Here is a 24,626-nt window from a genome sequence, read left to right on the forward strand (position 1 = left end):
GCCTTCAACTTGTTTCTAGCGAGGTGAATCCGTGTTGTGACCGCCTCGCTATGGTTACTCGACACCAAGATAAGAACACCAATACCGCTTATCGCCCTATCCGTTTCTCTCCCTAGACAACTTTATTTGCCCATCAATGTGCACATCTCGTTGTGGAAACGCGATTTCAATGCCGTGCTTTTCGAAAGCTTCGTAGATTTCAAAACGCATGGCACTTGCGACCGAGCGAATACCGCCCTCAACCGTTGAGTTAATCCAAAAATAAGATTCGAAGATCAAAGCATTGTCACCAAAGTCTTGAAAAAACACATCTGGCGCTGGCGAACTCAGAACTTGCGCTTGCTGCGAAGTCACTTCCGCCATTAAGGCAGCAACCTGTTTGACATCGCTCCCATACGCGACGCCGACGACGACCGAGCCACGAACTAATCTGTCGCATAACGTCCAGTTGATCACCACGTTCTCAATCAACTGACTGTTGGGTATGAGCATATGAACACCATCGGTTCGTCTGATTCTCGTTGAACGTGTATTTATTTGCTCGACAGTGCCTTTGGCGCCCTCAACCTCTAAAAAGTCCCCAATTCGAATTGGCTTTTCACCAATCAAAATCCAGCCACTTATGAAGTTGTTAATAATGTTTTGCGCACCAAAACCGAAGCCGATAGCGATGGCACCAGACAGAAAGGCAAACGCGGTAATTGGCACATTGATCATCGAAAGTGTGGTCATAAAAATAATGGCGAGAGCGATGACAAATAATATCCGTTTAACCAAATGAATCACGTTTGGGTCTTTCCCCGATGAGGACATTCTTGACGTAACGGTTTTGATCAAAATTTTTGATAACCATAAAGCGACAATCACCCATGTCGGCACCATCAATATCGCCCATAACGTGATAGGTTGTTCGTTAAAGGTAAACAGCGTTGTTTCTAAAAATGAAATGACCCGTTCGAACATAAAGTGCTCACTCTTGATTCATCGTTGCCAGCAAGCCAGAGCGCATAAGTCTTAAATTTTTAGGTCAATCGATAGCGCAAGCGGCTCAACTAAGTTCTTCTTATTAACTATATTGTAATCTACGTAAAACGCTTCGAGTGGTTTCCCACTTTGGCTTCAACCGATTAAGCCATTTAGGGAGCACGTCTTTGTGAACTAAACGAGCCAATCAACCAACTGGATACGCAAGGCAAATCAGTGATAACTTTCTGATTTTTAAGCGTCAAATTTTCACTTCGAATCACTCTCACTTATTATTATGCACCTTATTGCAATTTATATTGATGGAATGATTGTTATGTCAGAACTGACTCGGATGCGCTCTGGAGAAACCTATAATTGTCTGGATGAAGAACTAAAGCTAATGCGCGCCAAAACTGCGCAGCTTGTCTTCCAGTTTAACCACGAACCAAACCCAGATATCCGTAGACAGCTATTGGCGGAAATGGGCGTCCAATTAAAAAATAGCGCCTGTATAGAGCCACCGCTACAACTTACCTACGGTTGTCACTTGTCCATCGGAGAAAACACCTACATCAACTGGGATGCCATTATTCTGGACAATGGACAGGTTGAGGTTGGCGCGAACGTCATGATTGGGCCTAGAGTGCAAATTTACACAGCCGCTCATTCACTCGATACGCAAAGACGCTTAGCCGGAGATGAGATCGCCAAACCGGTAAAAATCGGCAATAACGTTTGGATTGGTGGGGGCGCTATCATACTGCCAGGCGTGACCATTGGTGATGAGGCCGTCGTCGGCGCTGGCTCTGTCGTAACCAAAGACGTTGCGCCGGGCGATCGAGTTGTTGGAAATCCGGCGCGCTCCATTAAACCAAAAAACTGAAGAAAGTCGCTATTTCGCCAAATGATCGCGAATAATATTAGCGAGCAGATTGAGAGCATGAACATATTTGTCATTGAGCTCAAAAGAAGCGTTAAGACGAATACAGTGATCGTATTGTTCTGTCAGGCTGAACATCTTTCCCGGTGCGATGCTGATATTACCTTTTAGTGCTTCTCGATATATCGGCAAGGCATCAATATGCTTGGGGAGCTCTAACCAAATAAAGTACCCACCGCTTTGGCTTAACACTTTGACTGCTTCAGGTAACAGCTCACTAAGCAGAACCGTCATCTTACTTTTACGTTCAAACAGCTTTTTCCGTAACTGCTTCAAATGCGATTCATAATTGCGGCTTGTTAAATAGTGCACCAATGTCATTTGCACTGGTGCACTCGTCGCTAATGTACTCATTAGCTGTAACTTTTGTACCTCTAGCGCCCGCTTTCCCGCCGCAACCCAACCAATACGTAGCCCTGCGATTAATGATTTTGAAAACGAGGAGCACAACATGGTATTACCCGTGTCATCAAACATTCTTAGTGGGTAAACCGAGTCATTCTCGGCATGCAGTTCGCTGTACACATCATCTTCAATTACTGGCACGTTATATCGCTGTGTCAGTTCAATCAGCTTTTGTTTTTTCTCGTTGGAAAGCGTAAAACCCAGAGGATTCTGGAAGTTCGACATCAGCCAACATGCTTTCACATCGTGTGTTTGCAGCGCTCGTTCCAATGAGTCTAGGTCAATGCCCGTGACTGGGTCTGTTCTTACTGAGAGCGCTTTCAAACCTAACCGCTCTAAGGATTGCAAAGCGCCATAGAATGCAGGCGACTCCACAACCACCCAATCTCCCGGTCTTGTACAAGCTTGCAAACTGAGCGTTAACGCCTCCAGCGCGCCTGCCGTAATGACAATTTCATCGGGTGAAATTTCAATGCCTTTCGCAGCATAACGCTTCGCGATGATGGTGCGTAATTGTTCATTTCCCGGCGGTAAGTTATCAAAGGTGGTGGAAATCGGCATATTGCGAGCGGCTGCGCTCATCGCCCGATTCACGTGATAGCGTGGATACAAACTTGGGTCTGGATAGGCAAAGCCAAAATTGATCATGGATGGATTTTTGCTCGCCTGCAGAACATCAAAGATAAACTCATTGATGTCTACCTGCTCTGTCCACGAAACCGCGGCTGGCGCTTGGGGTTCATTTGAACTCTTAATATTGGGCGCGACTCGATAACCAGATCGCGGCTGTGACGTTACCCAGCCTTGAGATTCCAGAATTTGATACGCGTGCAACACCGTCATCAAGCTCAAACCCGAGTGTTCAGATTGGCGACGCAGCGAAGGCAGCTTGTCACCCGGATGCCATATCCCCGATTTTATCTGCCTTTTAAGCTGTTCCACTAACTCTTGATACTTCGCCAAACGCAAATCCCCTTCCATAAAGCCGAATTCAAAATAATAACACTTCAATATTTAATCTGTTATAGGTTTATAGTCACTGTCTGTACCTACTTCCCTCATTCCGCTCCTTTTAAAATAGCTCTCTCATAAAACTTAAAAGATCAAAGGAAGTTTAATGTTTGGCCTCGACGCATTTATGCTTGCACGGATACAGTTCGCCTTTACGGTATCCTTTCATATTATTTTCCCCGCTATCACCATAGGTTTGGCCACCTATCTCGCCGTGCTGGAAGGCTTATGGCTAAAAACACGTAATCCCGATTACCAAAAGCTCTATCACTTCTGGTCGAAAATTTTTGCGGTTAACTTTGGAATGGGTGTTGTATCTGGTCTTGTCATGGCCTATCAATTCGGCACCAACTGGAGTGGTTTCTCCGACTTCGCTGGTTCTATCACAGGCCCATTACTGACTTATGAAGTGTTAACGGCTTTCTTTCTCGAAGCCGGATTTCTTGGCGTAATGCTGTTTGGGTGGCGTCGCGTCGGCGAAAAGCTGCACTTTTTTGCAACCTCGATGGTGGCGTTAGGAACGATCATTTCGACGTTCTGGATTCTCGCCTCCAACAGTTGGATGCAAACGCCACAAGGCTATGAAATTGTCGACGGACGTGTGGTGCCAACCGACTGGTTTGCTATCGTTTTCAATCCTTCATTTCCTTATCGTTTGGCGCACATGAGCGTCGCGGCTTTCGTCAGTTCAGCACTCTTTGTAGGCGCGTCAGCCGCTTGGCATTTATTGAGAGGCAATCAATCGACTGCGGTAAAAACCATGTTTTCGATGTCGCTCGGGATCTTAGTGTTCCTTGCGCCACTCCAAGCCGTGATTGGCGATGTGCACGGGCTAAACACTCTGGAACACCAGCCCGCCAAAATCGCTGCCATCGAAGGACATTGGGATAACAGCGATGGCAAACCAACCCCATTGATATTGTTCGGCATGCCAAACATGGAACAAGAACGCACAGACTATGCCTTAGAAATTCCTGTTTTAGGAAGTTTGATCCTACGCCACAGTTTAACTGAGCCAATCCCGGCGCTGAAAGACTTCCCGAAAGAGGAACGACCGAACTCACCTATCGTCTTTTGGTCATTTCGAATCATGGTCGGGCTAGGACTTCTGATGATTTTTCAGAGCTTCTACAGCATATGGTTACGAAAAAAGAACACGCTTTATACTTCGCGTTGGTTCCTCAAGTTTTCATTGTTTATGGGGCCATCTGGTCTTATCGCAATACTCGCTGGCTGGTTTACGACAGAGGTTGGTCGGCAACCTTGGGTCGTGTATGGCGTACAAAAAACGCGTGATGCGGTTTCTGCACACGGAGACCTACAAATGAGCATCAGCCTGCTGTGTTTTCTTGTTGTATACAGCTTGGTATTTGGTTTTGGTTATTACTACATGATCCACCAAATCAAGAAAGGCCCCGATGCAATCGAACACGATGAGCACGACATGACGACCGTTTCAGGTCGCATTTAGAATTTGTCACAAAGTGAAGGTAGAAAATATGCATTTTGATTTATCCGTGATTTGGTTCGCGATCATCGTTTTTGCCACTTTGATGTACATCATCATGGATGGCTTCGATTTGGGTATTGGAGTACTGATGCCCTTCATCAAGGATGAAAAGCAAAAAGACGTCATGGTCAACAGTGTCGCACCTGTTTGGGACGGTAACGAAACTTGGATTGTACTTGGAGGCGCATCTCTATTTGGCGCTTTTCCGATGGCTTACGCTGTGATTATTGAAGCGCTAACCATCCCTTTAACGTTGATGTTGATTGCTTTGATCTTTCGTGGCGTCGCGTTTGAGTTTCGCTTTAAAGCATTGGAAAGCCACTTAAAGTTCTGGGATCGCTCTTTTATGGTCGGCTCGATTTTAACCACGTTTTTCCAAGGCATCGTTGTTGGCGCGGTAATTCAAGGCTTTGCGGTGGAAAACCGCGTCTTCGTAGGTAGCCAACTCGACTGGCTCAGCCCTTTTCCCATCTTTTGTGGTTTGGGTTTAGTCGCAACGTACGCGCTGCTTGGTAGCACATGGCTCATCATGAAGACGGAAGGTGAACTGCAAAACACGATGTACCGCTTCACTAACAAAACACTACTGGCAATGATCTCCGCATTAGTCATTGTGAGCGCTTGGACTCCACTTGCTTACCCTGCCATTGCGGAAAGATGGTTTTCTCTGCCTAATTTGTTCTACTTACTGCCCGTACCTGTCATTACTGGGCTGGTATGTTTGAAGATTGCCGACTCCGTTAAAAAGCGTAAAGAGCGCAGCCCTTTCGTGATGGCATTGGTGATCGTGATTCTCGGGTTCGCTGGGCTTGGCATCAGTATCTGGCCAAATATCATTCCTCCTAGCATATCAATATGGGAAGCAGCGGCTCCTGCAAGCAGTCAGCGCTTTATGCTCGTTGGAGCAGTGATCATCATCCCGATCATTCTGGCTTACACCTTTTGGAGTTACTACGTCTTCTCCGGAAAAGTAAAAGAAGGCGAAGCGTACCATTAACGAGTTGATAAGGAGTGAGTATGAAAATCAAAAATTGGTGCCGCCAATGGGCTTGGATGGTTGGAATTTGGGTCGTTAGCGTCGCTGCATTAGGGTTAGTGTCTATGTTATTTCGCGTCATGATGACCGCTGCCGGGTTAAAATCTTAGCTCGGCACTTTTAAGTCAATAAAAAATGGATGCCTCTAGATCTTGTGTAAGAGCTAGAGGCGTTGAACCTAATACTCAATCTTAATGAAAAAGCCAAGCGTTAAGAATCTACTCAAAACATTCTTTCATAAGTCTACATTGCCTGAAGTCGTTCATGCATGCTTACGAGATCAAAAGGTTCAAGCTTTTTCGCAATGCTCAGTAATGCTTCCTTTTTATCTTGCGGTAAACTTTGAAACTTCGACTCTAAACGTAAATCCACTTTGCTAAAAAGTAGCTTTCTAATTTGACTAGCTTTTGCCTTTGATAATTGCAATCCATCATTATCGGAGGTTTCAATTATCATGATAATTCTTGCTAAATCACTGAATTCATCATCAGAGCATAAATAAAGTGATTGTTTGTATAAATAGCCAACCGAAATTTCAAAATCAATATTAAGCGCTTGAATCTGACCGACAATGTTTTCACTCATATCATTTTGAGAAGCAGAGTTGATACAATCATCAAATCGCCTTTCAAATGTAACAAATCGATTATTGAGCTCGTCCAACATAGTCGTATCTTTTGCGAATGATTCTATAGGTAAAACCAATAAGAACATTGGCAGTAGGTATTTTTTCAGCGACCGACTATTCACAATCAAGTCCTTCTTCTAAAAAACTTTCATGCGGTGTTGGTGCAATTGTTTCTTTCAAATTCAAGTCCATTAAACTCGCCAAATGGCTTTCATTAAACTCTGATAGCTTTTGCAGCTTTAGACTGGCTTCATTAAACTCTTGGTAGAACTTATCAGGTTGAGGTATCACGACTGTTTTTATGTTTGCTCGTGTTGCCGCAAGCATACCCGAATAAGAGTCTTCAAAGGCAATACAGTTACTTGAATCTACACCTAGTTTATTGATTGTTAAAAGGTAGACATCTGGCTCTGGCTTACCCTGCTCTACATCGTCTGACGATGATATCGCGTCAAAGTAACTGGCAATACCGAGTTTGTTCAAAATGATGGGAATGAGTTGATAAGGTGAATTAGTAGACAACCCTATCTTAAACCCTTTTTCCTTAAGCAATTTGAGTGTTTCTGTAACACCCTCTAATTCGCATCCTTTTTCAATTATTAATGCCTCCACTTTATCCACAACAGCATTCTCTACTTCCTCTAGGCTCTTTTCTTGCCAAGGATTACGTTCATACCAAAACCTTGTTACTTCACCTGTCGTCATAGTTGCAGTCTGCTTTGACAGCACTTCGGTCACTTGGACACCAACTGATGAAAACACCTGCTTTTCCGCTTCCTTCCACAAAGGTTCTGAATCAATCAGCAACCCGTCCATATCAAAGACCGCAGCGTATATCATTGGTACATCCTCAGTAAGTTCTATTCGTTGAGTAAGATTTGTCTATTCAACCAAAGCATAGCTTTGCATATAACGAGTGAGAGTATCACATTTGCCTGTGGCTATCAGAGCCAGTTCGATGACTCATCTTTAAGCCTCAACATGACCGATGTGCATGGCTACTTTTAGCGCTTGTTTATTGAGATTAGATGCCTCCCAAGCAACAACAACACGACTAGTGAGAGGGATATCCTCAATCTCGGCGACTGTCGCGGAATCATCGAGATGTTCAGCCAGTGAGCGCGGAACGAGAGCAATACCTAACCCGGCCTGCGCCATGGCAATCGTCGTACGAAGTTGCGGTGCTGCGAACTGTGGTTCGAGCCTTACTCCTGCGTCGGCAAAAAGTGTACTCATGCCATCAAACAATGCGGGTCCAGTCTCTCGTGGAAACAGTAAAATTTTATGGCCTCTCAACTGTTTCATCTGGATACAGGGATACTTTGCCAGTTCGTGGCCCGCCGGAATCACCGCGACAAACGGGTCGTTAAACAACACCTTGTGCTCAAAAGGCTCACTGGCGTAACAGGGTAGCCGCATGATTGCGAGATCAAGTTGTTTGCTTTTTAACTGAGTGGCAAGCTCTGGCATTGACAGTTCCGCCGTCTGTAAATGAACCCCATTCTCTTGAATACGCCCAATCCTCTCCAATACCTTAATGCAGGTTGATGTTGACGTCGCGAACCCAATTTTAACCTGCGTATTTTCACCACGGGCAATCTGTCGGGCTTTTGCTTTAGCGCGTTCCACATCAGCAAGAATATTTACCGCATCCGTATAAAAGACTTGCCCTGCATGGGTCAGTTCTACTCCTCTAGACAAGCGCTTAAATAAGTCCACGCCAAGCTCGTGCTCTAGCTTTTTGATTTGTTGACTCAAAGGAGGTTGCGCAATCCCTAACCGTTCAGCTGCTCGGGTAAAGTGACGAGTCTCGGCGACCGCGACAAAATACTTCAGGTAGCGAAATTCCATATATTTTCCATATCAAAATAAATCTTTTTTATATTGGATTTAGCACCGTGTAGAAGTCAATCTAAATATACTCTTCATTGCATAACTGGTCTTACTCATGCGTGGATTTTATAACCCTCTATGCGCTTGTTCGCTTGAAGTAGCGAAAGAATTTTCTGAATACCATCACGTTACCGGAGATGGTGAGATTTATCAGACTTCGTTAATGAGTGCTTTGATCGCTGGTGTTTACGAAGGCTCGACAACCATAGAAGAACTGCTGAAACATGGGGATTTTGGTTTAGGTACGTTCAATGAATTGGATGGTGAGTTGATTGCTTTTGATAAGGAAGTTTTTCAACTCAAGTCGGATGGCTCCGCAAACCCGGCAGACCTAGAGCAAAAAACGCCCTTTGCTGTCATGACTTTTTTTAAGCCTGATATCGAGCTGCCATTGACATCGCGCATGTCACGTCATGAAGTCCATAGCCTCATAGACGACCTGGTTCCAAGCGATAACCTATTTTGCGCAGTGCGCATTGATGGTGTTTTCGATTCAGTTCGTACTCGTACCGTACCTAAACAAACACGCCCTTATCGACCAATGCTTGAAGTGGTCAAAGAACAACCAACATTCCGCTTCACGCATAAGCAAGGCGTGGTCGCCGGCTTTCGCAGTCCTAAATATACGACTGGCATCAATGTACCCGGCTATCACGAACATTTTATTACCGATGACCGCCAAGGAGGTGGTCATATCCAGGATTACAGCATTTCGTCAGGATTTCTCCAGATTGGCAAAGTCTCACGGCTAGTGATTGATACCCCAGTATCGACAGACTTCCTCAACGCCAATTTGGCTCCGGAAGATATAAATACCGCCATAGAAAAGGCGGAAAAGTAACAAAGTCAGGCAAATAATAAGGACAACAAATGCAATCCAAACCTTCAAATAAAAATGGAGCTCAGTTGATCGCTCAACAGCTAGAGTCTCTCGGCATTAAGTACATTTTCGGTATTCCCGGTGCAAAAATCGATCGACTGTTCGATGCGATTGAAGACACTAACATCCAAATGATTCCGGTACGCCACGAGGCTAACGGCGCATTTATGGCGGGCGTTATGGGAAGACTAACCGGCAAAGCAGGCGTCATAATGGTTACGTCAGGCCCTGGCTGTGGAAATCTAGTTACGGGGGTGGCAACAGCAAACTCCGAAGGCGATCCGCTGATTGCTATCGGTGGTGCGGTGAAACGAACTGACCAGCAAAAACAAACACACCAGAGCATGGATACCGTCAGTATTTTTCGCTCTATAACTAAGTTCAGTGCTGAAGTGCAGCATGTGGACGCCGCAAGCGAGATCATGGCGAACGCATTTCGTATCGCAGAGTCAGGTCGTCCTGGGGCTTGCTTTTTGAGTCTCCCCCAAGATGTTTTATCCGAGCAAACCCAAACGGACATTATTGTCCCCTCGCCTTACACACAGCCTGGTTGCGCAGACATCGTAGCAATCGAAGAAGCGGTCAGTCGAATCAGTAAAGCAAAGCGCTGTGTGGTTTTACTTGGCCTTCACGCGAGCCGCAGTCAAAACGCTGCTGCTATCGCCCGATTTCTTCAAAATACGCAGCTACCCGTTGTCGGCACTTACCAGGCCGCCGGCACGGTAGACATCAATTACTATCATCACTTTGCTGGGCGTGTCGGTTTGTTTAATAACCAACCTGGCGATGTTTTACTGCGGGACGCCGATTTAATTCTCACCATCGGCTTTAGCCCAATAGAGTATGACCCTGAGCTTTGGAACAGCCACCGCAACCCAGTGATTCACCTCGATATTGAACCAGCAGAATACCAACTTAATTATCAACCTTGTGTTGAAATCGTCGGAAACATTGCGCAGTCATTAGATAAAATGGGCAGCTATATCTCTGAATATGCTCGCCTTTCCCCAACGGCACTTTCAATACTGGAAGAGGTAGCACTGCAACGGCAAGTGATCAAGGCTTATCCCAAAGTCTATAACAAGCAAGGGTTTCATCCACTGGCGCTAATTAAAGCCATGCAATCTATCATCACACCAGATACCACGCTATGCCTTGATATGGGGAGCTTCCACATCTGGATCGCTCGTTACTTAAGCTGTTTTCGAGCTCGCCAAATGCTGGTGTCTAACGGCCAACAAACGATGGGCGTTGCACTGCCATGGGCCATTGGTGCCAGCCTACTAAAACCTGGTAGCAAAGTGGTATCGATATCAGGAGACGGCGGTTTTATGCAATCGAGCATGGAGTTAGAAACCGCGGTTAGACTGAACTGCAATATCGTCCATATTGTGTGGGTTGATAACGCCTACAACATGGTAGAAATGCAAGAGATCAACAAATATCAGCGCTGCTCTGGTGTGAAATTTGGACCAATTGATTTCAAGGCCTACGCCGAGTCATTTGGCGCGAAAGGCTTCGCAGTGACTAGTCAACACGAATTGCTACCGACATTGAATAAAGCCATGGACGTTGAAGGACCAGCAGTGGTGGCTATCCCCGTAGATTACAGCGACAACGACAAACTGATGTTGCCGCGCACAGAGAAAAATCAAGATCCCGTTTTTGTAAGTTTCGAAGGAGAAATCGCATGAGAGGATTAAAAAATAAAGTCGCACTCGTCACTGGTTCTGCCAATGGCATTGGTTTGGCCATCGCAAAACGTTTGTATGAAGAAGGCGCAAACGTCGCTCTTGCCGATTGGAATGAAGAGCAGTTGGCAAACGCCGTTGAGGGCTTTGATAAACAGCGTGTGTCTGCGCATTCTATTGATGTTTCTGACCCAGAAAAAGTCGCAGCACTGATTTCTGATGTTGTTACCCGTTTCGGTAAACTGGATATTTTAGTAAACAATGCTGGCGTACATGTCCCTGGTTCCGTGATTGAAGGTAGTGTGGAAGACTGGAAGAAGATCTCTGGTGTAAACATTGACGGCGTCGTTTATTGCGCGAAGTTTGCTTTGCCTGAACTCTTAAAAACGAAAGGTTGTATGGTAAATACCGCGTCCGTTTCCGGTTTGGGTGGTGACTGGGGTGCCGCATTCTATTGCGCGAGTAAAGGTGCCGTGGTGAACCTTACCCGAGCGATGGCATTGGACCATGGTGCGGATGGGGTAAGAATTAACGCCGTATGCCCAAGTTTAGTAAAAACCAACATGACAAACGGCTGGCCGCAGGACATCCGCGATAAATTCAATGAGCGCATTGCGCTTGGCCGAGCAGCCGAACCTGAAGAAATTGCGTCTGTCGTGACTTTCTTGGCAAGTGATGACGCATCTTTCATTAATGGCGTAAACCTACCTGTAGACGGCGGTGCCACCGCATCAGATGGTCAACCTAAAATAGTATAAGCATGAAATAGACAGATCAGTAAGAGACGTTCTACTACCTTTCGGATCGATGCTGATCTGTCGCTTTACGCTCTGAGCACACAACCCATGCCAGCAATAAACTCAACCACTCAACCGCTGTTAGAGATATCTCAACAACTTAAACCAGCAACGAGAAATTAATGTTTCACACAAACCGACAAACTATGTGAGCATTCCATCAGGTATAGAGTGAAGACTTATGTATCAGCGATTCACAAAGAACCAGACAGTTTCCGCGAATACTTTCTAAAGAAGTCTCAGTGACGACTAACGTTTCTGCCACACCATCCATTGCTCTCTGCCTTTAAAAACCTCAACACTGTTTACCACCACTGAGGATTCCACAAGTTCAAACGTGGGCTCTAGAAAAGATGCCAGTTCCCCACTTCTCAAACAAAATGGAGGGAAGCGTGATAGGTAATTATCATCAATGACGAAAAAACCAATTAGAAAACCTCCGCTTGGCAATAATTTATCCACCATAGCAAAGTATTCTGACCACATGTCTCTTGGTAGTGCTGCGAGAAAGGCCCGCTCGTAAATGACATCAAACGAGTGAGAAAAATCGGCATTAAATACATCACCCAATACGACTTTATCTTTGTAGTTACCTAACGCTGATTGCGCCATTTTTACCGCTTCTTGGCTGTAATCCATCGCGATCACGTCATGCCCATATTGAATAAAAGTGCTCAGTTCATAAGCGGCACCACACCCAGGAATAAACACTGACTGGCCTACATGAAGTGAATTGTCGAGATAGTCCTTGAGTTCTTGAGGTGTCGATTGGGCATCCCAAGGCATAGTGCCTCGGATAAACAAATCATCCCAGAATTGTGTGTTAATCATTGGTGCCTGTTTCATTTACCCGCTCCCTGATTGCGGTAGTAAAAAATAAAGGGATACGCAGCGCAATGTGGTATCCCTTTTCTAGCCTTTTGTCTGACGTTGTTAGTTTTTTATGACAACCACTTTCTACTGCACTTATGCCACCAATGAGTTAACTGCGAAGATCATTGATTAACGGCTGCTCCACTTGGTTCGGTACAAACTGGACATTGCCTTTCAGTTTAGTGACTGACTGTAGTGTTGCTTGAATGTCCTCTGCTGATACATGCACATCATGACAACAAAAAGTAATGGCATCGTTGAAGCCATCGCGCTCAATTTTCAAGGAGCCTTTAATATCGTGGCGACGACAGACTTCTTGGATTTGATGCGGATAAACAAACAGCCCTTTTACTTTCACCGCGGAGTCTGCTCGTCCCATCCAGCCCTTAATTCGTGCATTCGTGCGTGAAGAATCAGAACTTGTCTCTAGATATGCCGATAAATCTCCCGTTGCGTAGCGAATCAGCGGGAACTTCTCATCGAACGACGTTACAACGACTTCACCGACTTCTCCCGGTTGTACAGGAACACCATCAGGATCAACGATTTCAACAATAATATCTTCGGCAATCACTAATCCTTGTTCACCAGACACTTGATAAGCAATCAAACCAAGCTCTGCACTTGCGTAGGCTTGAAAGACTGCAATGCCTTTTTCCTCAAACATCTGTTGCATGCCTGCTGTAACCGCTTCACCAGAGACCAGAGCTTTCTCAAAGCTAGGCAGCTCATTGTATTTCTCTTGGTACTTTTGTAGCAACGTCAGCAAATAAGAAGGTGTGCCAGTGTAACCATTAGGTTGAAGCTGTTTAATTGCCTCTATTTGCGCTTCGGTATTGCCTACTCCAGCCGGAAATACCGCACAGCCACAAGCCCTTGCGCCACCATCCATAATAAATCCGCCAGGAGAGAAATGGTAAGAGAGCGTGTTATGCACTAAATCACCCGCACAGAACCCAGCAGCGTGAAACGCGCGCCCCATACGCCAGAAATCGGCCTCATCCGTTTGAGCCTCATATAAAGGCCCAGGAGACTGAAAAACACGCGCCATTTGACCAATGGCAACGATATTTAAGCCACCAAACGGCGGTTTAAGTTGCTGCTGATTAGGTACATTGAACTTACGTGTAATCGGGAACTGAGCAAGCCCTTCACGATTGTTTGCCAATGTAGGCTCTAACCCAGAAAAATGCGCCGCGTAATGTTCGCTATTGACTTTCGAATTTTCAATCAACGTTGGCAGACGTTGAAACAACGACTCTTCTCGCGCCTGTAGAGACAACGATTCTTTCGCATCAAATAGTTCGTTCATCCTTACTCCTTACAACCAACGCTTACGACGTTTGTAAGATTTCAGATTCTTAAAGCTCTTGCGATCTTCATCGCCGCCGCCAAGGTAGAATTCTTTTACGTCTTCATTGTTTAGCAATTCGTGCTTGCTGCCATCTAGTACGATTTTGCCTGATTCCATGATGTAACCGTAATCGGCCGCTTGAAGAGCGAAGTTGGCATTCTGTTCAACCAAAAGCATGGTAATACCTTGCTCTTTGTTGATCTTGTTAATAATGCTGAATACTTCTTTAACTAGCAGTGGAGAAAGCCCCATAGACGGTTCGTCCAACAAAATCATCTTCGGTCGAGCCATTAACGCTCGGCCAATCGCTAACATTTGTTGCTCACCGCCAGACAAATAGCCCGCCAGGCCAGTGCGCTCTTTGAGTCGCGGGAAATAGTCAAACACCATTTCGATGTCTTGTTCAACTTCGTTGTCAGTGCGTGTATAAGCGCCTAAGCGAAGATTTTCTATTACCGTCATATCTTCAACAATTCGTCGCCCTTCCATAACTTGGAAGATGCCCGAACGGACGATCTCTTCCGGGCTTTTGTTGTCTATACGCTCGCCCATGAAGTTGATTTCGCCGCGCGTCACTTCACCATCTTCGGTTTTCAATAAACCAGAAATGGCTTTCAACGTTGTGGATTTACCCGCACCGTTGGCCCCCAGTAAGGTCACAATCTGCCCTTTTGGAACTTCTAAACTCACACCGCGAAGTACTAGTATTACTTCGTCGTAGACGACTTCAATGTTGTTCACTGAAAGCAGTATTTCTGCCGGTTCGATATTCGTTGCTAATTCAGCCATCAAGCTACTCCTTGCTAGGGTGAGAGTGTTCTCTCACCCATCCTTATTTTCAGTAAGCTTTGTTATTAATAAGTCGTAGATTAGTAACCTAGCCAATCGTCACGACGTGACAATGTCACCTGTGATACTTTCTTGATATCAACTGCGCCGCCATCGTTGTTGCCCATAAAGACGTTCACGGTTGTTGTGCCTCGGTGATCTTCCGGTTTCCAGTTCGCAGGGACACAAACACCTTCTAAGCCTTGTGGTACCCAGTTGTCATGGACATACATGCCCTTCTTGATGTTTTCACCTGTGATGCCACCATTATCTTTCGCCCACTCCATCGCTTCTTTCATATAGAACGCAGAACAGATACCGCGAATGTAATGGTGAGTTCTGAATTCGCCCGGCTCTGATTCAGACTGCTTAGAAATCTCACGAACCAGCTTCATGCCTTCGTTATCGTCTCCCCAAAACGCCGTCATACCTGGGAAAACGTAATCTTTAAGGCCATCGCCTGCTGCTTCAAGCACTGGCTTGTCGCCGCCCCAAATGTTTGCCATGTACTGGAACTCTGTCCCAACCGTGTTACAAGACTTCACTAGTGAGATAACCGAGCTACCGATATTGGCAATGTAACCGTAGTTGGTGCCTGACTCTTTCAGCGACAAACATTGCGCTTTAAAGTCCCCTGGTTTTAGTGACACAACGACTGGGTTTTGCACATCAAAACCAAGCTCTTTGGCGTACTCTGCACACGCTTCTTTTGGCGCATTCGGGAATGGATGGTTATCGCCAATGTGCGTAAATTTCGGCGCACCTTGATTGCCCTTAGATTCCCAATCTTCTTTCGCCCACTTAACTAGCGCACGGCACGCATCTGAGTACGACGCACCATAAAAGAAATTATAAGGCGCTGGTTTCGCGGTTTTTGGGTTTTTGCCAGTTGGGTCAGTTAAGTGACCAGAGTAAGAAGCAGAGAACACCGGCACTTTGTCTTTGGTAACAAACGAAATAAGCGCTTCGGTATCCGCCGTACCCCAACCTTGCAGCGCAACCATGTCTTTACGCGCAACCCAACGTTTATAGTTAGAAATCGCCACTGGTACTTTGTACGCCATGTCTACTGTTTCAAATTCGAGCTCGGTACCGTTAATGCCACCGTTTTGGTTAATCCAACGCAATGCGTCTCGCACGCCAGAACCATAAGGCTTGCTCACATAGGCAGTTGGTCCAGAAAAGTCGACTAATTGCCCGACAAACACAGAATCTTTTGCCCAAGTTGCGGTAGTAAACAGTGCAGATGACAGCACCAACGTTGTCGCTAAATGTCCTTTGTTCATAACTCGTTGTCCTTGTTATTGAGGTATATTCCACTTAATTCCACGTTAATATGAGAACGGATAGTGTTTCCAATATGCTCGAATCTGTTGCCAGCGATGCGATAATCCTTGAGGTTCGAAAATGAGGAACAGCATGATGACTAAACCAATCGCCATCTCTTTGAAGTAAGCCAGACCATCAGTGAAAGCGGTGGTATCACCAAACGCTGAAAGCCCCGTTACGCCAAACTCTAAAACTTCAGGCAGAAGTACGATAAATATCGTACCCATCAGCGTACCTTTGACTGAGCCTAAGCCACCAATGATGATCATGGCCAAAAACTGGATAGACATCATGATGGTGAAACCTTCTGCTGATACAAACCCTAGATAATGTCCGTAGAGTGCACCCCCGATGCCCGCATAGAATGCACACACTCCAAATGAGAGCAGACGATACTTGGTTAGGTTGATGCCCATGATCTCTGCTGACAGATAGTGATCTCGTACTGAGACAAACGCGCGACCGTCACGAGAACGGATTAAGTTTGATGCCCACATATACATGAAGATCAGCGCAAACAGAGCGATATAGAAGAAGCTTTCGTCAGTCGTAAACTCAAAGCCAAACAAATTAATTGGGTTCGCGCTTGCACCGTATGAGCCGCCACTGAACCAATCTGCGCGAGCAAAGAAGTCCTCTAGAATAAACTGCGCCGCCAACGTTGCGATAGCTAGGTATAAACCTTTAATTCGAGCCGCTGGCAGACCAAACAGCATCCCCACAATCATGGTTAAGTAACCCGCGAGCGGAATCGCAAACACGACTGGAATGTTAAACTGGTTATTTAGCCAAGCCGATGCAAAGGCGCCAAAGCCAAAGAACGCACCGTGACCTAGCGAGATTTGTCCGGTAAAACCAACCAAAATGTTTAAGCCCAATGCCGCGATACCGAGGTATGCAATCTGAATAAACAGGTTTAGGAAGTAAATATCCAAGACCAGCGGTGCTGCCAGCATGGCGATGACACCAGCAATCGCAAGGCTTCTGATGGTTTTGGTTTCAAAAATTGGCGTATCGCTTTTGTATGTGGTTCGAAAATCCCCACATGGGCGCATGCTAAGTTGAGCCATGTTATTTCTCCTTAAATACGCTCAATATCTTTGGTACCAAACAGGCCATATGGCTTGAAGGCAAGAATGATTAACAGCACATAGAATGGTGCGATGTTGTATAAGTTACCCACTTGCAGGTATTGGCTATCAAAAAACTCAGCCAAGTTTTCTAGCACCCCGATGGTAATACCACCGACAATTGCGCCGACTACCGAATCTAAGCCACCTAAAATAACGGCTGGGAAAACTTTGATACCAATAATGGATAGCGCGTCAGATACGCCGTTAACGATACCGATAACAATCCCTGCTGTTGCAGATACCATTGCCGAAATAGCCCAACTGATGGCGAACACTTTCTTGATGGAAATGCCAAGACTCTGGGCTACTTGCTGGTTGAATGCCGTTGCGCGCATTGCCAGACCCATTTTGCTGAATTTGAAGAACCAGTAGAACGCGCCCATGATGAGCATTGAGAAGATCAAGCTCAGAATGTAAGCAAACTCAACATTCAAACCTCCGATATTCACCACGTTGGTTTCGAACACTTGCGGGTACGAAACAGCCGAGACGCCGAATATCCACTTCATCAGCGCTTGGAAAAACATCGATAGACCGATGGTCACCATGATCACAGAGATAATCGGTTCACCAATCAACGGTCTGAGCACAATGGTTTGCACGGCGATACCAAAAATCATCATGAACGCGAGCGTGAGTAAAAAGCCGATAAAAAACGGTAACTGTAGGTGTACCAATGCCGCCCAACATACCCATGCGCCAATCAACAGGAACTCACCCTGAGCAAAGTTGACCACCTGGGTCGATTTGTAAATCAATACAAAGCACATGGCGACAACGCCATACAACATGCCAACGATCACGCCATTAATGACGAGTTGCAGTAATAAATCCGTATTCACTATGCGATCCTCCGTTGTTCGCTATCCACTAGTGTTGGCTCATGCTCAATAAGCGTTTCAATAACTAGCGACGTTTGAATGCGTGTTTTAGTGCCATCTTGATAAGTGATCACTGTATCGACATCGACTTTTGGATCGTCGCTGTAGATGGTTTCGATGATGTCTCCGTATTTCTCTGCAACCACACCACGGCGTACTTTACGTGTGCGAGTTAGCTCTCCATCGTCGGCATCCAACTCTTTGTAAAGTAGAATGAATTTACTGATCTTCTGTGCATCCGGTAGGGATTCGTTCACTTTTTGAACTTCTTCACGAATCGCTTGGTACACTTCTGGTTGAGCAGATAAGTTGGTGTAGTTGGTAAATGCCAAGCCGCGTTGCTCTGCCCACTTCGCGACGATCGCATAGCGAATACAGATGATGGCAGACAGCCAAGGTCGACCTTTACCTACCACCACGGCTTCTGCAATAAACGGCGAGAACTTGAGTTTGTTTTCGATAAACTGTGGCGAATAACGGTCGCCATGGCTGGTTTCCGACATATCTTTCAGACGATCAATCACCACCAAGTGACCGGAATCTTTAAAATAGCCCGCATCGCCTGTGTGCATCCAACCATCTTGAACATCTTCATCATATGCTGCTTGGTTGTTTAAGTAGCCAGTAAACATGCCTGTACTTTTCGCGATGATTTCACCAACGCCATTGCTGTCCGGGTTGATGACTTTCACATCTGCATTATCAAACGCAACACCAACGGAATCGTAATCCACATCATCCGCTTGGTGCACGGTGTATGCGCCACACATTTCGGTCTGACCATAAAGCTGCTTAAGTGGCACACCAATAGCTTGTAGGTAACGGAAAGTGTCAGGCCCCATCGCCGCACCGCCCGTTGCAGCAGATGTTAGGTTCGAAAAGCCTAAACGGTCTCGCAAAGCACGCAAAAGAATCCATTCGGCGAGTTTAGAACGTTTGCCCTGCTCTAACGCTTTGTTGGCTAAGCTCATGCCCAGTTTGTACATCTTTTGCTTAAACGGTGTCGAATCCATCATTCGTGCAGACACGTCTGCCACAATGTTTTCCCACACACGTGGCGCTAACAGCACAAAGTTTGGACCGATTTCACGCAAGTCGGACATCATGGTTTCTTGTTCTTCCACAAAGTTAACGATTTGACGAGAAATCAACGCCTGACCAACCACGTAAACCTGCTCCATAATCCAAGGCAAAGGCAGAACAGAAACGTAGTTGTCGCCTGGGGAACGAGGGTCTGCACGCAAGTAAGCCGCACAGTGATCCAAGAACGTGCCACTGTGTAGCTGAGCCAATTTTGGTTTAGAAGTCGTACCCGACGTTGTACAAAGAATTGAAAGATCGCTGCCTTTGGTTTCAACAACCATATTGAGATATTTGTCTGGGTCCGCTTTATCAATCAGCTGACCTTTTTTGTAGACCTGTTCAACATCAATCAATCTTGGATCATCGTATTTACGCATTCCACGAGGATCGCAGTAAATAATGTATTCAACGCTAGGAATTTCATCACCAAGCTCAAGCAGCTTGTCGCATTGCTCTTCATCTTCGGCAATCACGACTTTTGCTTTGGCATAGTTGATAAGGTACGCCACCTCTTCGTGCATAGAATCTTGATAGATGCCCAGCGAGAAACCTTTGATCGCATGTGCCGCTAACTCGCCCCATACCCATTCCGGGCGGTTATCACCTAACAAACCAACGACATCTTGCTCACCAATACCCAAATCTCGTAGTGCCAGTGCCATCCACTTGACGCGGTTTTCATAATCCTTCCAAGTGAACTCTCGCCATATACCAAACTCCTTTTCACGCATTGCGACTTGTTCGGGCCAGTTCTTGGCATTGTGTTGCAACACTTTTGGAAAGGTATCTAAGCGGGTTATATCTGCCCAATCATTATGTTGCTGTGCCATTATGCACTCTCCTCTAATGTCGGTAACTCTTCGCCTAAGTACGCTTGTTTCACATGTGGGTTGGCCATCACTTCTTCAGGCTCACCCGTAGCAATGTGTTTACCGAAATCCAAAACCAAAACGCGATTAGAGATGTCCATGACCACGCCCATGTCGTGCTCAATCATGATGATCGTGATATCTAATTCTTCATTCAGATCCATGATGTAACGTGCCATGTCTTCCTTTTCTTCCAAGTTCATACCTGCCATTGGTTCATCAAGCAGCAGTAACTTAGGTTTTAAGGCAATGGCACGAGCAAGCTCTACACGCTTACGTAAGCCGTAAGATAGGGTGCCTGCAGTCGCTTTTCGGATGTGCTGGATTTCTAGAAAATCGATCACGTCTTCCACATATTTGCGGTGCGCCATCTCTTCTTTCTGCGCATTAGAGAACCAATAGAGTGGCCCCGTGACGAAGTTGTTTTTTAGTAGGTGGTGTCGGCCAACCATGATGTTGTCCAGTACCGACATGTGAGAAAAGAGCGCTAAGTTTTGGAAGGTTCTTCCCAACCCTAACTCAGCTCGTTGGCTAGGTGTCCGTTTAGTTACATCATCTCCAGCGAAGATTACAGAGCCTTTGTTTGGTGTGTATCGACCAGAGATGCAATTGAGCATTGAGGTTTTACCTGCACCGTTTGGGCCAATGATTGAAAAAATTTCCTTTTCATTCACATGGAAGCTCACGTCAGTTAAAGCTTTCACCCCACCAAAAGCCAATGAAATATCGTTTACCTGCAACAGAGGCGATTCCGATACCATAGTTGATCTCCCTTTCGTTATTTTAAGTGCGTTCCATTGAGCACTATTTGATCAAACCTAACTTTGATACTGGTAACCGCTTTTACACCTATGCATCAACTTTGTATTCAGTTTACGTAAACGTCAATTTAAAATCAGAATAGTGCCTGAAAGATTAAGTTGCAATCGAGTTCATCGAGAAAGATTTGAACTAACGCAAACTTTAAGTAAATAAATTGTTAATAAAAATTATTCTCAAACGCTTACATATTTGGATAGTTCGGACCACCACCACCTTCTGGCGGAGTCCAGGTAATATTTTGACTTGGATCTTTGATGTCGCAGGTCTTACAGTGGATACAGTTGGCCGCATTTATTTGCAGCTCTGGCTGCTGCTCCCCCTGTACGATTTCATACACGCCAGCCGGACAATAGCGCTGTGCTGGCTCTGCATATAATTCAAGGTTCTGCTCAATAGGGATCCGCTGGTTCTCCAGTCGTAAGTGGCATGGTTGATCTTCCTCATGGAAGATATTGGATAGATAAACAGAAGAGAGGCGATCGAAACTTAACACGCCATCAGGCTTCGGATAGACAATTTCATTGCTGCTTTCCGCCAATAACAGAGACTGATGATCAGGCTTATCACAGCGGATATGCCACTTAGCTTTGCCTTTTAATACGTTATGTTCCAGCAGCGCTAAACCACCGCCCAGCCACGATCCAAAGCGGTGAATGCCACTTGAGAAGTTACGTGCTTGATAAAGCTCTTCATACAGCCAAGACTGTTTGAAATGCTTTTGATAATCAGCAGTAACTGACTGACTCTCAAGGGCTTCACATACTGCTTCAGCGGCAAGCATGCCAGATTTTATTGCCGTGTGTGTGCCTTTGATTTTAGCGCCGTTAAGTGTTCCTGCATCGCATCCAATTAATAAACCACCAGCAAATTGCTGAGTGGGAAGCGAATGAAAGCCACCCTTGGTGATCGCCCTTGCGCCATAGCTAATACGCTTCCCATTTTTGAGGTATTGCTCAATCAACGGGTGGTGTTTAAAACGTTGAAACTCATCAAATGGACTCAAGTGCGGATTCTTATAATTCAAGTCAACAATCAACCCGACGGCAACTTGGTTTCCCTCTAAATGGTAGAGATAACTGCCACCTGTAGCTTCATTTGATAGCGGCCAACCTAATCCGTGCACTACTAAACCTTGCTGATGCTGCTCTGATGGGATTTCCCACAGCTCTTTAAAACCGATAGCGTAATGTTGAGGCGTTTTCTCTTCAGCAAGATTAAATCGGTTAATCAACTGCTTACCAATATGCCCCCGTGCGCCTTCAGCAAATAAAGTAAACTTCGCTCGCAGTTCAATACCAGGTTCGAAATTTCCTTTTTGTTCACCATTTTTGTCTAACCCCATATCGCCCGTGATCACGCCACAAACACGACTATCTTCATCGATGATCGCTTGACTGGCGGTAAAACCTGGGTAGATCTCCACCCCCAAGTTCTCAGCCTGCAACGCCATCCATCGGCATAGACTGCCCAAACTTATGATGTAATTACCTTTGTTATGTAACGTATTAGGCACCGCCCAAGAAGGCAGTTCATGACCATTGATGTCATTGCCTAGATAGTAGGTTTTATCTTGGTTTACTTTGGTATTGAGCGGAGCGCCTTTCTCTTGCCAGTCGGGAAAAAGCTCATCCAAACTTCGCGTTTCAAACACCGCACCCGATAAAATATGCGCTCCAACTTCAGAGCCTTTTTCTACCACGCAAACAGAGAGGTCTTGTTCTTTTTCTGCTGCTAATTGTTTGATTCGGCATGCCGCAGACAAGCCTGCGGGACCTGCGCCTACAATCAGAACATCAAATTCCATGCAGTCTCTTTCCATGATTGCATTCCTTTTTCTTTGCATGTTGCCAACTTGTTAATCAACAATATATTTAAAGTTGACGCAAACGTAAAGGTAAATTAACATCATTTTAAAGACGTCATCACATCGTCTTCACTGTAAACACATAGTCTTCACTGTAAAAGGAATCTAACGTGAAAATACTAGTGCCAATCAAAAGGGTCATTGATCCCTACGTTAAAGTTCGCGTGAAAGCGGACCATAGCGATGTTGAAACCAATAACGTCAAGATGACGATTAATCCATTTTGCGAAATAGCCGTTGAAGAAGCCGTACGACTAAAGGAGCAAGGTATTGCAGATGAAGTCATCGTTGTCAGTGCCGGCGGTAGCCAGTGTCAGGAGCAACTACGTACTGCGCTTGCGTTAGGTGCCGATCGCGCTATTCATATCGATACTGAAGACAAAATAGAGCCATTGGTCGTCGCTAAGCTGCTCAAAGCTCTGGTTGAGCAAGAACAAGCACAGCTTGTGATTACGGGTAAACAATCCATTGATACGGACAACAACCAAGTGGCTCAGATGCTGGCCGCCCTACTTGACTGGCCTCAAGCAACTTTCGCTTCCGACGTGAAGATAGAAGATCAAAAAGTTCAGGTCGTGAGAGAAGTGGACGGCGGCTTGATGACGGTCGCGATGAACTTACCTGCGGTGATCAGTACTGACTTACGCCTGAATGAACCGCGTTTTGCCTCTTTGCCTAATATCATGAAAGCTAAGCGCAAGCCGTTAGATACCATCACACCTGACAGTCTGGGTGTTGAAGTGGTATTTAGCCAAACCATTCAAGAAATCACACCGCCAGCGCAAAGAAAAGGTGGCATCAAGGTTGAATCTGTCTCAGAGCTTCTCGATAAGCTGCGTAACGAAGCGAAGGTGATTTCATGAAGAACTTAATCATAGCAGAGCATGACAATAACCAATTGCATGCTGACACACTCAAAGTGGTTAATGCAGCAAAACAAGTCAGCCAAGACAATGTTTTGATCGTAGTGGGCCACCAGTGTGAAGAAGTCGCTCAACAAGCTTGTCGCGTTGATGGTATATCAAACGTAATTTGTGTCGATGATGAGCAACTTAAGCATCAATTTGCCGAGAGTATCGCACCTATTGTAGTGAGTGTTGCTGAAGGTTTTGACGCAATCTGGGCTAGCTCATCATCAAAAGGGAAAGATCTTGCACCGCGAGTAGCAGCGAAGTTCGGCGTTGGGCAAATTTCCGATATTGTCCAAGTTATCGATGAAAACACTTTTATCCGCCCTATTTACGCAGGAAACGCATTTGCCAAAGTGACCACCAGCGACAAGGTTCGCGTCATCACCGTGCGCGCGTCTGCGTTTGAGCCGGTTACTTGTCACAACCAAGCTGATATTAAGCATCAGCAGGTCACTATCTCAGCTCCAATGGTTGAATTGGTTTCTGTCGATAAAACCGTGTCAGAACGTCCTGAATTAAGCGCGGCAGAGGTGGTTGTGTCAGGTGGACGCGGGGTCGGTAGCAAAGAGAACTTCGCGTTGATCGAACAAGTTGCCGATAAACTAGGTGCTGCCATTGGCGCTTCTCGCGCGGCAGTTGATGCCGGGTTTGTTGCCAACGACTTACAAGTGGGTCAAACCGGTAAAATCGTTGCACCTAAGCTTTATATAGCGGTTGGGATTTCCGGTGCCATCCAGCATCTTGCAGGAATGAAGGAATCCAAAGTGATTGTCGCGATCAACAAAGATCCAGAATCTCCTATCTTTGAAGTTGCCGACTATGGATTGGTTGGTGATTTATTTGAGGTACTACCTCAGCTTGCCGAACAACTTTAAACGATCAGATAAGGGGCGAACACCGCTATGTTCGCCCCTTTATTTTG

The 24,626-nt window shown here is 45.7% G+C and carries 23 protein-coding genes; 9 read left to right on the forward strand and 14 right to left on the reverse strand.

What is annotated here, in order from left to right; all coding sequences use genetic code 11:
* Window positions 1–96 precede the first annotated feature (96 nt).
* Window positions 97–963 carry a mechanosensitive ion channel family protein gene (locus tag KJB35_RS23235; protein WP_005373258.1) on the reverse strand — a complete coding sequence of 289 codons (867 nt, stop codon included), beginning with the start codon at window positions 961–963 and terminating at the stop codon, window positions 97–99.
* A 337-nt stretch (window positions 964–1,300) separates the two neighbouring features.
* Here KJB35_RS23235 and KJB35_RS23240 point away from each other — a divergent pair, with 337 nt between their 5' ends.
* On the forward strand, window positions 1,301–1,849 hold the full coding sequence (locus tag KJB35_RS23240) for a sugar O-acetyltransferase (protein ID WP_005373259.1): 549 nt from the start codon (window positions 1,301–1,303) through the stop codon (window positions 1,847–1,849).
* Window positions 1,850–1,858: 9 nt separating this feature from the next.
* Here the strand turns inward: KJB35_RS23240 and KJB35_RS23245 are convergent, their stop codons facing one another.
* Entirely contained in the window at window positions 1,859–3,292 is a 1,434-nt protein-coding gene (locus KJB35_RS23245) for a PLP-dependent aminotransferase family protein (RefSeq protein WP_005373261.1), read from the reverse strand.
* Window positions 3,293–3,428: 136 nt separating this feature from the next.
* On the opposite strand from KJB35_RS23245, the gene KJB35_RS23250 reads away from it, so the two are divergent.
* The 3 genes from KJB35_RS23250 to KJB35_RS23260 are packed head-to-tail and all read left to right on the forward strand — an operon-like array spanning window position 3,429 to window position 5,978.
* Window positions 3,429–4,793 (forward strand): cytochrome ubiquinol oxidase subunit I, encoded by a 1,365-nt coding sequence (locus KJB35_RS23250; protein ID WP_005373264.1) that lies wholly within the window; start codon window positions 3,429–3,431, stop codon window positions 4,791–4,793.
* Window positions 4,794–4,821: 28 nt separating this feature from the next.
* The gene (cydB, locus tag KJB35_RS23255; RefSeq protein ID WP_005373265.1) at window positions 4,822–5,829 is read left to right on the forward strand and encodes a cytochrome d ubiquinol oxidase subunit II; all 1,008 of its coding nucleotides are present in this window, start codon (window positions 4,822–4,824) and stop codon (window positions 5,827–5,829) included.
* 20 nt (window positions 5,830–5,849) lie between these two features.
* The gene (locus tag KJB35_RS23260) at window positions 5,850–5,978 is read left to right on the forward strand and encodes a DUF2474 domain-containing protein (RefSeq protein WP_005373267.1); all 129 of its coding nucleotides are present in this window, start codon (window positions 5,850–5,852) and stop codon (window positions 5,976–5,978) included.
* Window positions 5,979–6,111: 133 nt separating this feature from the next.
* On the opposite strand, the gene KJB35_RS23265 is transcribed toward KJB35_RS23260, so the two are convergent.
* The 3 genes from KJB35_RS23265 to KJB35_RS23275 all read right to left on the reverse strand — a co-directional run bounded on the left by KJB35_RS23265 (window position 6,112) and on the right by KJB35_RS23275 (window position 8,347).
* Complete coding sequence (locus KJB35_RS23265; RefSeq protein ID WP_020480907.1) at window positions 6,112–6,618, reverse strand: hypothetical protein; 507 nt, start codon at window positions 6,616–6,618, stop codon at window positions 6,112–6,114.
* On the reverse strand, window positions 6,611–7,336 hold the full coding sequence (gene hxpB / locus KJB35_RS23270) for a hexitol phosphatase HxpB (RefSeq protein ID WP_053349210.1): 726 nt from the start codon (window positions 7,334–7,336) through the stop codon (window positions 6,611–6,613). The genes KJB35_RS23265 and hxpB overlap by 8 nt, the downstream gene beginning before the upstream one ends.
* A 129-nt stretch (window positions 7,337–7,465) precedes the next feature.
* Window positions 7,466–8,347: a LysR family transcriptional regulator gene (locus tag KJB35_RS23275; protein ID WP_017820348.1), complete on the reverse strand. Its 882-nt coding sequence runs from the start codon at window positions 8,345–8,347 to the stop codon at window positions 7,466–7,468.
* 97 nt (window positions 8,348–8,444) lie between these two features.
* On the opposite strand from KJB35_RS23275, the gene budA reads away from it, so the two are divergent.
* The 3 genes from budA to KJB35_RS23290 are packed head-to-tail and all read left to right on the forward strand — an operon-like array spanning window position 8,445 to window position 11,718.
* Complete coding sequence (budA, locus tag KJB35_RS23280) at window positions 8,445–9,230, forward strand: acetolactate decarboxylase (RefSeq protein WP_017820349.1); 786 nt, start codon at window positions 8,445–8,447, stop codon at window positions 9,228–9,230.
* 29 nt (window positions 9,231–9,259) lie between these two features.
* Window positions 9,260–10,963 carry an acetolactate synthase AlsS gene (gene alsS / locus KJB35_RS23285; RefSeq protein ID WP_285358016.1) on the forward strand — a complete coding sequence of 568 codons (1,704 nt, stop codon included), beginning with the start codon at window positions 9,260–9,262 and terminating at the stop codon, window positions 10,961–10,963.
* Complete coding sequence (locus KJB35_RS23290) at window positions 10,960–11,718, forward strand: SDR family NAD(P)-dependent oxidoreductase (RefSeq protein WP_017820351.1); 759 nt, start codon at window positions 10,960–10,962, stop codon at window positions 11,716–11,718. Before alsS ends, KJB35_RS23290 begins: the two co-directional genes overlap by 4 nt.
* A 288-nt stretch (window positions 11,719–12,006) precedes the next feature.
* Here KJB35_RS23290 and KJB35_RS23295 read toward each other — a convergent pair whose 3' ends face one another.
* The 9 genes from KJB35_RS23295 to KJB35_RS23335 all read right to left on the reverse strand — a co-directional run bounded on the left by KJB35_RS23295 (window position 12,007) and on the right by KJB35_RS23335 (window position 22,748).
* Entirely contained in the window at window positions 12,007–12,603 is a 597-nt protein-coding gene (locus KJB35_RS23295; RefSeq protein ID WP_017820352.1) for a methyltransferase domain-containing protein, read from the reverse strand.
* Window positions 12,604–12,739: 136 nt separating this feature from the next.
* On the reverse strand, window positions 12,740–13,942 hold the full coding sequence (locus tag KJB35_RS23300) for a phenylacetate--CoA ligase family protein (protein ID WP_213907705.1): 1,203 nt from the start codon (window positions 13,940–13,942) through the stop codon (window positions 12,740–12,742).
* Window positions 13,943–13,951: 9 nt separating this feature from the next.
* Window positions 13,952–14,773 (reverse strand): ABC transporter ATP-binding protein, encoded by an 822-nt coding sequence (locus tag KJB35_RS23305; RefSeq protein ID WP_005373283.1) that lies wholly within the window; start codon window positions 14,771–14,773, stop codon window positions 13,952–13,954.
* A gap of 80 nt (window positions 14,774–14,853) precedes the next feature.
* Entirely contained in the window at window positions 14,854–16,098 is a 1,245-nt protein-coding gene (locus tag KJB35_RS23310; RefSeq protein WP_005373285.1) for an ABC transporter substrate-binding protein, read from the reverse strand.
* Window positions 16,099–16,143: 45 nt separating this feature from the next.
* Window positions 16,144–17,211: a branched-chain amino acid ABC transporter permease gene (locus KJB35_RS23315; protein ID WP_005382737.1), complete on the reverse strand. Its 1,068-nt coding sequence runs from the start codon at window positions 17,209–17,211 to the stop codon at window positions 16,144–16,146.
* Window positions 17,212–17,222: 11 nt separating this feature from the next.
* Window positions 17,223–18,116, reverse strand: a complete 894-nt coding sequence (locus KJB35_RS23320; protein WP_005373295.1) for a branched-chain amino acid ABC transporter permease — start codon at window positions 18,114–18,116, stop codon at window positions 17,223–17,225.
* Window positions 18,116–20,068, reverse strand: a complete 1,953-nt coding sequence (locus tag KJB35_RS23325; protein ID WP_154204278.1) for a long-chain fatty acid--CoA ligase — start codon at window positions 20,066–20,068, stop codon at window positions 18,116–18,118. The genes KJB35_RS23320 and KJB35_RS23325 overlap by 1 nt, the downstream gene beginning before the upstream one ends.
* Complete coding sequence (locus KJB35_RS23330; protein ID WP_005373297.1) at window positions 20,068–20,868, reverse strand: ABC transporter ATP-binding protein; 801 nt, start codon at window positions 20,866–20,868, stop codon at window positions 20,068–20,070. Before KJB35_RS23330 ends, KJB35_RS23325 begins: the two co-directional genes overlap by 1 nt.
* Before the next feature lie 242 nt (window positions 20,869–21,110).
* Entirely contained in the window at window positions 21,111–22,748 is a 1,638-nt protein-coding gene (locus KJB35_RS23335; RefSeq protein WP_005373299.1) for an electron transfer flavoprotein-ubiquinone oxidoreductase, read from the reverse strand.
* Between the two features lie 155 nt (window positions 22,749–22,903).
* Here KJB35_RS23335 and KJB35_RS23340 point away from each other — a divergent pair, with 155 nt between their 5' ends.
* Both KJB35_RS23340 and KJB35_RS23345 read left to right on the forward strand, forming a co-directional pair.
* Entirely contained in the window at window positions 22,904–23,656 is a 753-nt protein-coding gene (locus KJB35_RS23340; protein ID WP_005373300.1) for an electron transfer flavoprotein subunit beta/FixA family protein, read from the forward strand.
* Window positions 23,653–24,579: an electron transfer flavoprotein subunit alpha/FixB family protein gene (locus KJB35_RS23345; protein ID WP_005373301.1), complete on the forward strand. Its 927-nt coding sequence runs from the start codon at window positions 23,653–23,655 to the stop codon at window positions 24,577–24,579. The genes KJB35_RS23340 and KJB35_RS23345 overlap by 4 nt, the downstream gene beginning before the upstream one ends.
* Window positions 24,580–24,626 lie beyond the last annotated feature (47 nt).

The sequence above is a fragment of the Vibrio sp. D431a genome, from assembly GCF_030248655.1.
Taxonomy (GTDB): Bacteria; Pseudomonadota; Gammaproteobacteria; order Enterobacterales; family Vibrionaceae; genus Vibrio; species Vibrio alginolyticus.

Excerpts from the sequence above, each read along its gene's own strand:
- KJB35_RS23235 (WP_005373258.1), bottom strand. The coding sequence starts at position 963 with ATGTTCGAACGGGTCATTTCATTTTTAGAAACAACGCTGTTTACCTTT.
- KJB35_RS23240 (WP_005373259.1), top strand. The coding sequence starts at position 1,301 with ATGTCAGAACTGACTCGGATGCGCTCTGGAGAAACCTATAATTGTCTG.
- KJB35_RS23245 (WP_005373261.1), bottom strand. The coding sequence starts at position 3,292 with ATGGAAGGGGATTTGCGTTTGGCGAAGTATCAAGAGTTAGTGGAACAG.
- KJB35_RS23250 (WP_005373264.1), top strand. The coding sequence starts at position 3,429 with ATGTTTGGCCTCGACGCATTTATGCTTGCACGGATACAGTTCGCCTTT.
- cydB (WP_005373265.1), top strand. The coding sequence starts at position 4,822 with ATGCATTTTGATTTATCCGTGATTTGGTTCGCGATCATCGTTTTTGCC.
- KJB35_RS23260 (WP_005373267.1), top strand. The coding sequence starts at position 5,850 with ATGAAAATCAAAAATTGGTGCCGCCAATGGGCTTGGATGGTTGGAATT.
- hxpB (WP_053349210.1), bottom strand. The coding sequence starts at position 7,336 with ATGATATACGCTGCGGTCTTTGATATGGACGGGTTGCTGATTGATTCA.
- KJB35_RS23275 (WP_017820348.1), bottom strand. The coding sequence starts at position 8,347 with ATGGAATTTCGCTACCTGAAGTATTTTGTCGCGGTCGCCGAGACTCGT.
- budA (WP_017820349.1), top strand. The coding sequence starts at position 8,445 with ATGCGTGGATTTTATAACCCTCTATGCGCTTGTTCGCTTGAAGTAGCG.
- alsS (WP_285358016.1), top strand. The coding sequence starts at position 9,260 with ATGCAATCCAAACCTTCAAATAAAAATGGAGCTCAGTTGATCGCTCAA.
- KJB35_RS23290 (WP_017820351.1), top strand. The coding sequence starts at position 10,960 with ATGAGAGGATTAAAAAATAAAGTCGCACTCGTCACTGGTTCTGCCAAT.
- KJB35_RS23295 (WP_017820352.1), bottom strand. The coding sequence starts at position 12,603 with ATGAAACAGGCACCAATGATTAACACACAATTCTGGGATGATTTGTTT.
- KJB35_RS23300 (WP_213907705.1), bottom strand. The coding sequence starts at position 13,942 with ATGAACGAACTATTTGATGCGAAAGAATCGTTGTCTCTACAGGCGCGA.
- KJB35_RS23305 (WP_005373283.1), bottom strand. The coding sequence starts at position 14,773 with ATGGCTGAATTAGCAACGAATATCGAACCGGCAGAAATACTGCTTTCA.
- KJB35_RS23310 (WP_005373285.1), bottom strand. The coding sequence starts at position 16,098 with ATGAACAAAGGACATTTAGCGACAACGTTGGTGCTGTCATCTGCACTG.
- KJB35_RS23315 (WP_005382737.1), bottom strand. The coding sequence starts at position 17,211 with ATGGCTCAACTTAGCATGCGCCCATGTGGGGATTTTCGAACCACATAC.
- KJB35_RS23325 (WP_154204278.1), bottom strand. The coding sequence starts at position 20,068 with ATGGCACAGCAACATAATGATTGGGCAGATATAACCCGCTTAGATACC.
- KJB35_RS23330 (WP_005373297.1), bottom strand. The coding sequence starts at position 20,868 with ATGGTATCGGAATCGCCTCTGTTGCAGGTAAACGATATTTCATTGGCT.
- KJB35_RS23335 (WP_005373299.1), bottom strand. The coding sequence starts at position 22,748 with ATGGAAAGAGACTGCATGGAATTTGATGTTCTGATTGTAGGCGCAGGT.
- KJB35_RS23345 (WP_005373301.1), top strand. The coding sequence starts at position 23,653 with ATGAAGAACTTAATCATAGCAGAGCATGACAATAACCAATTGCATGCT.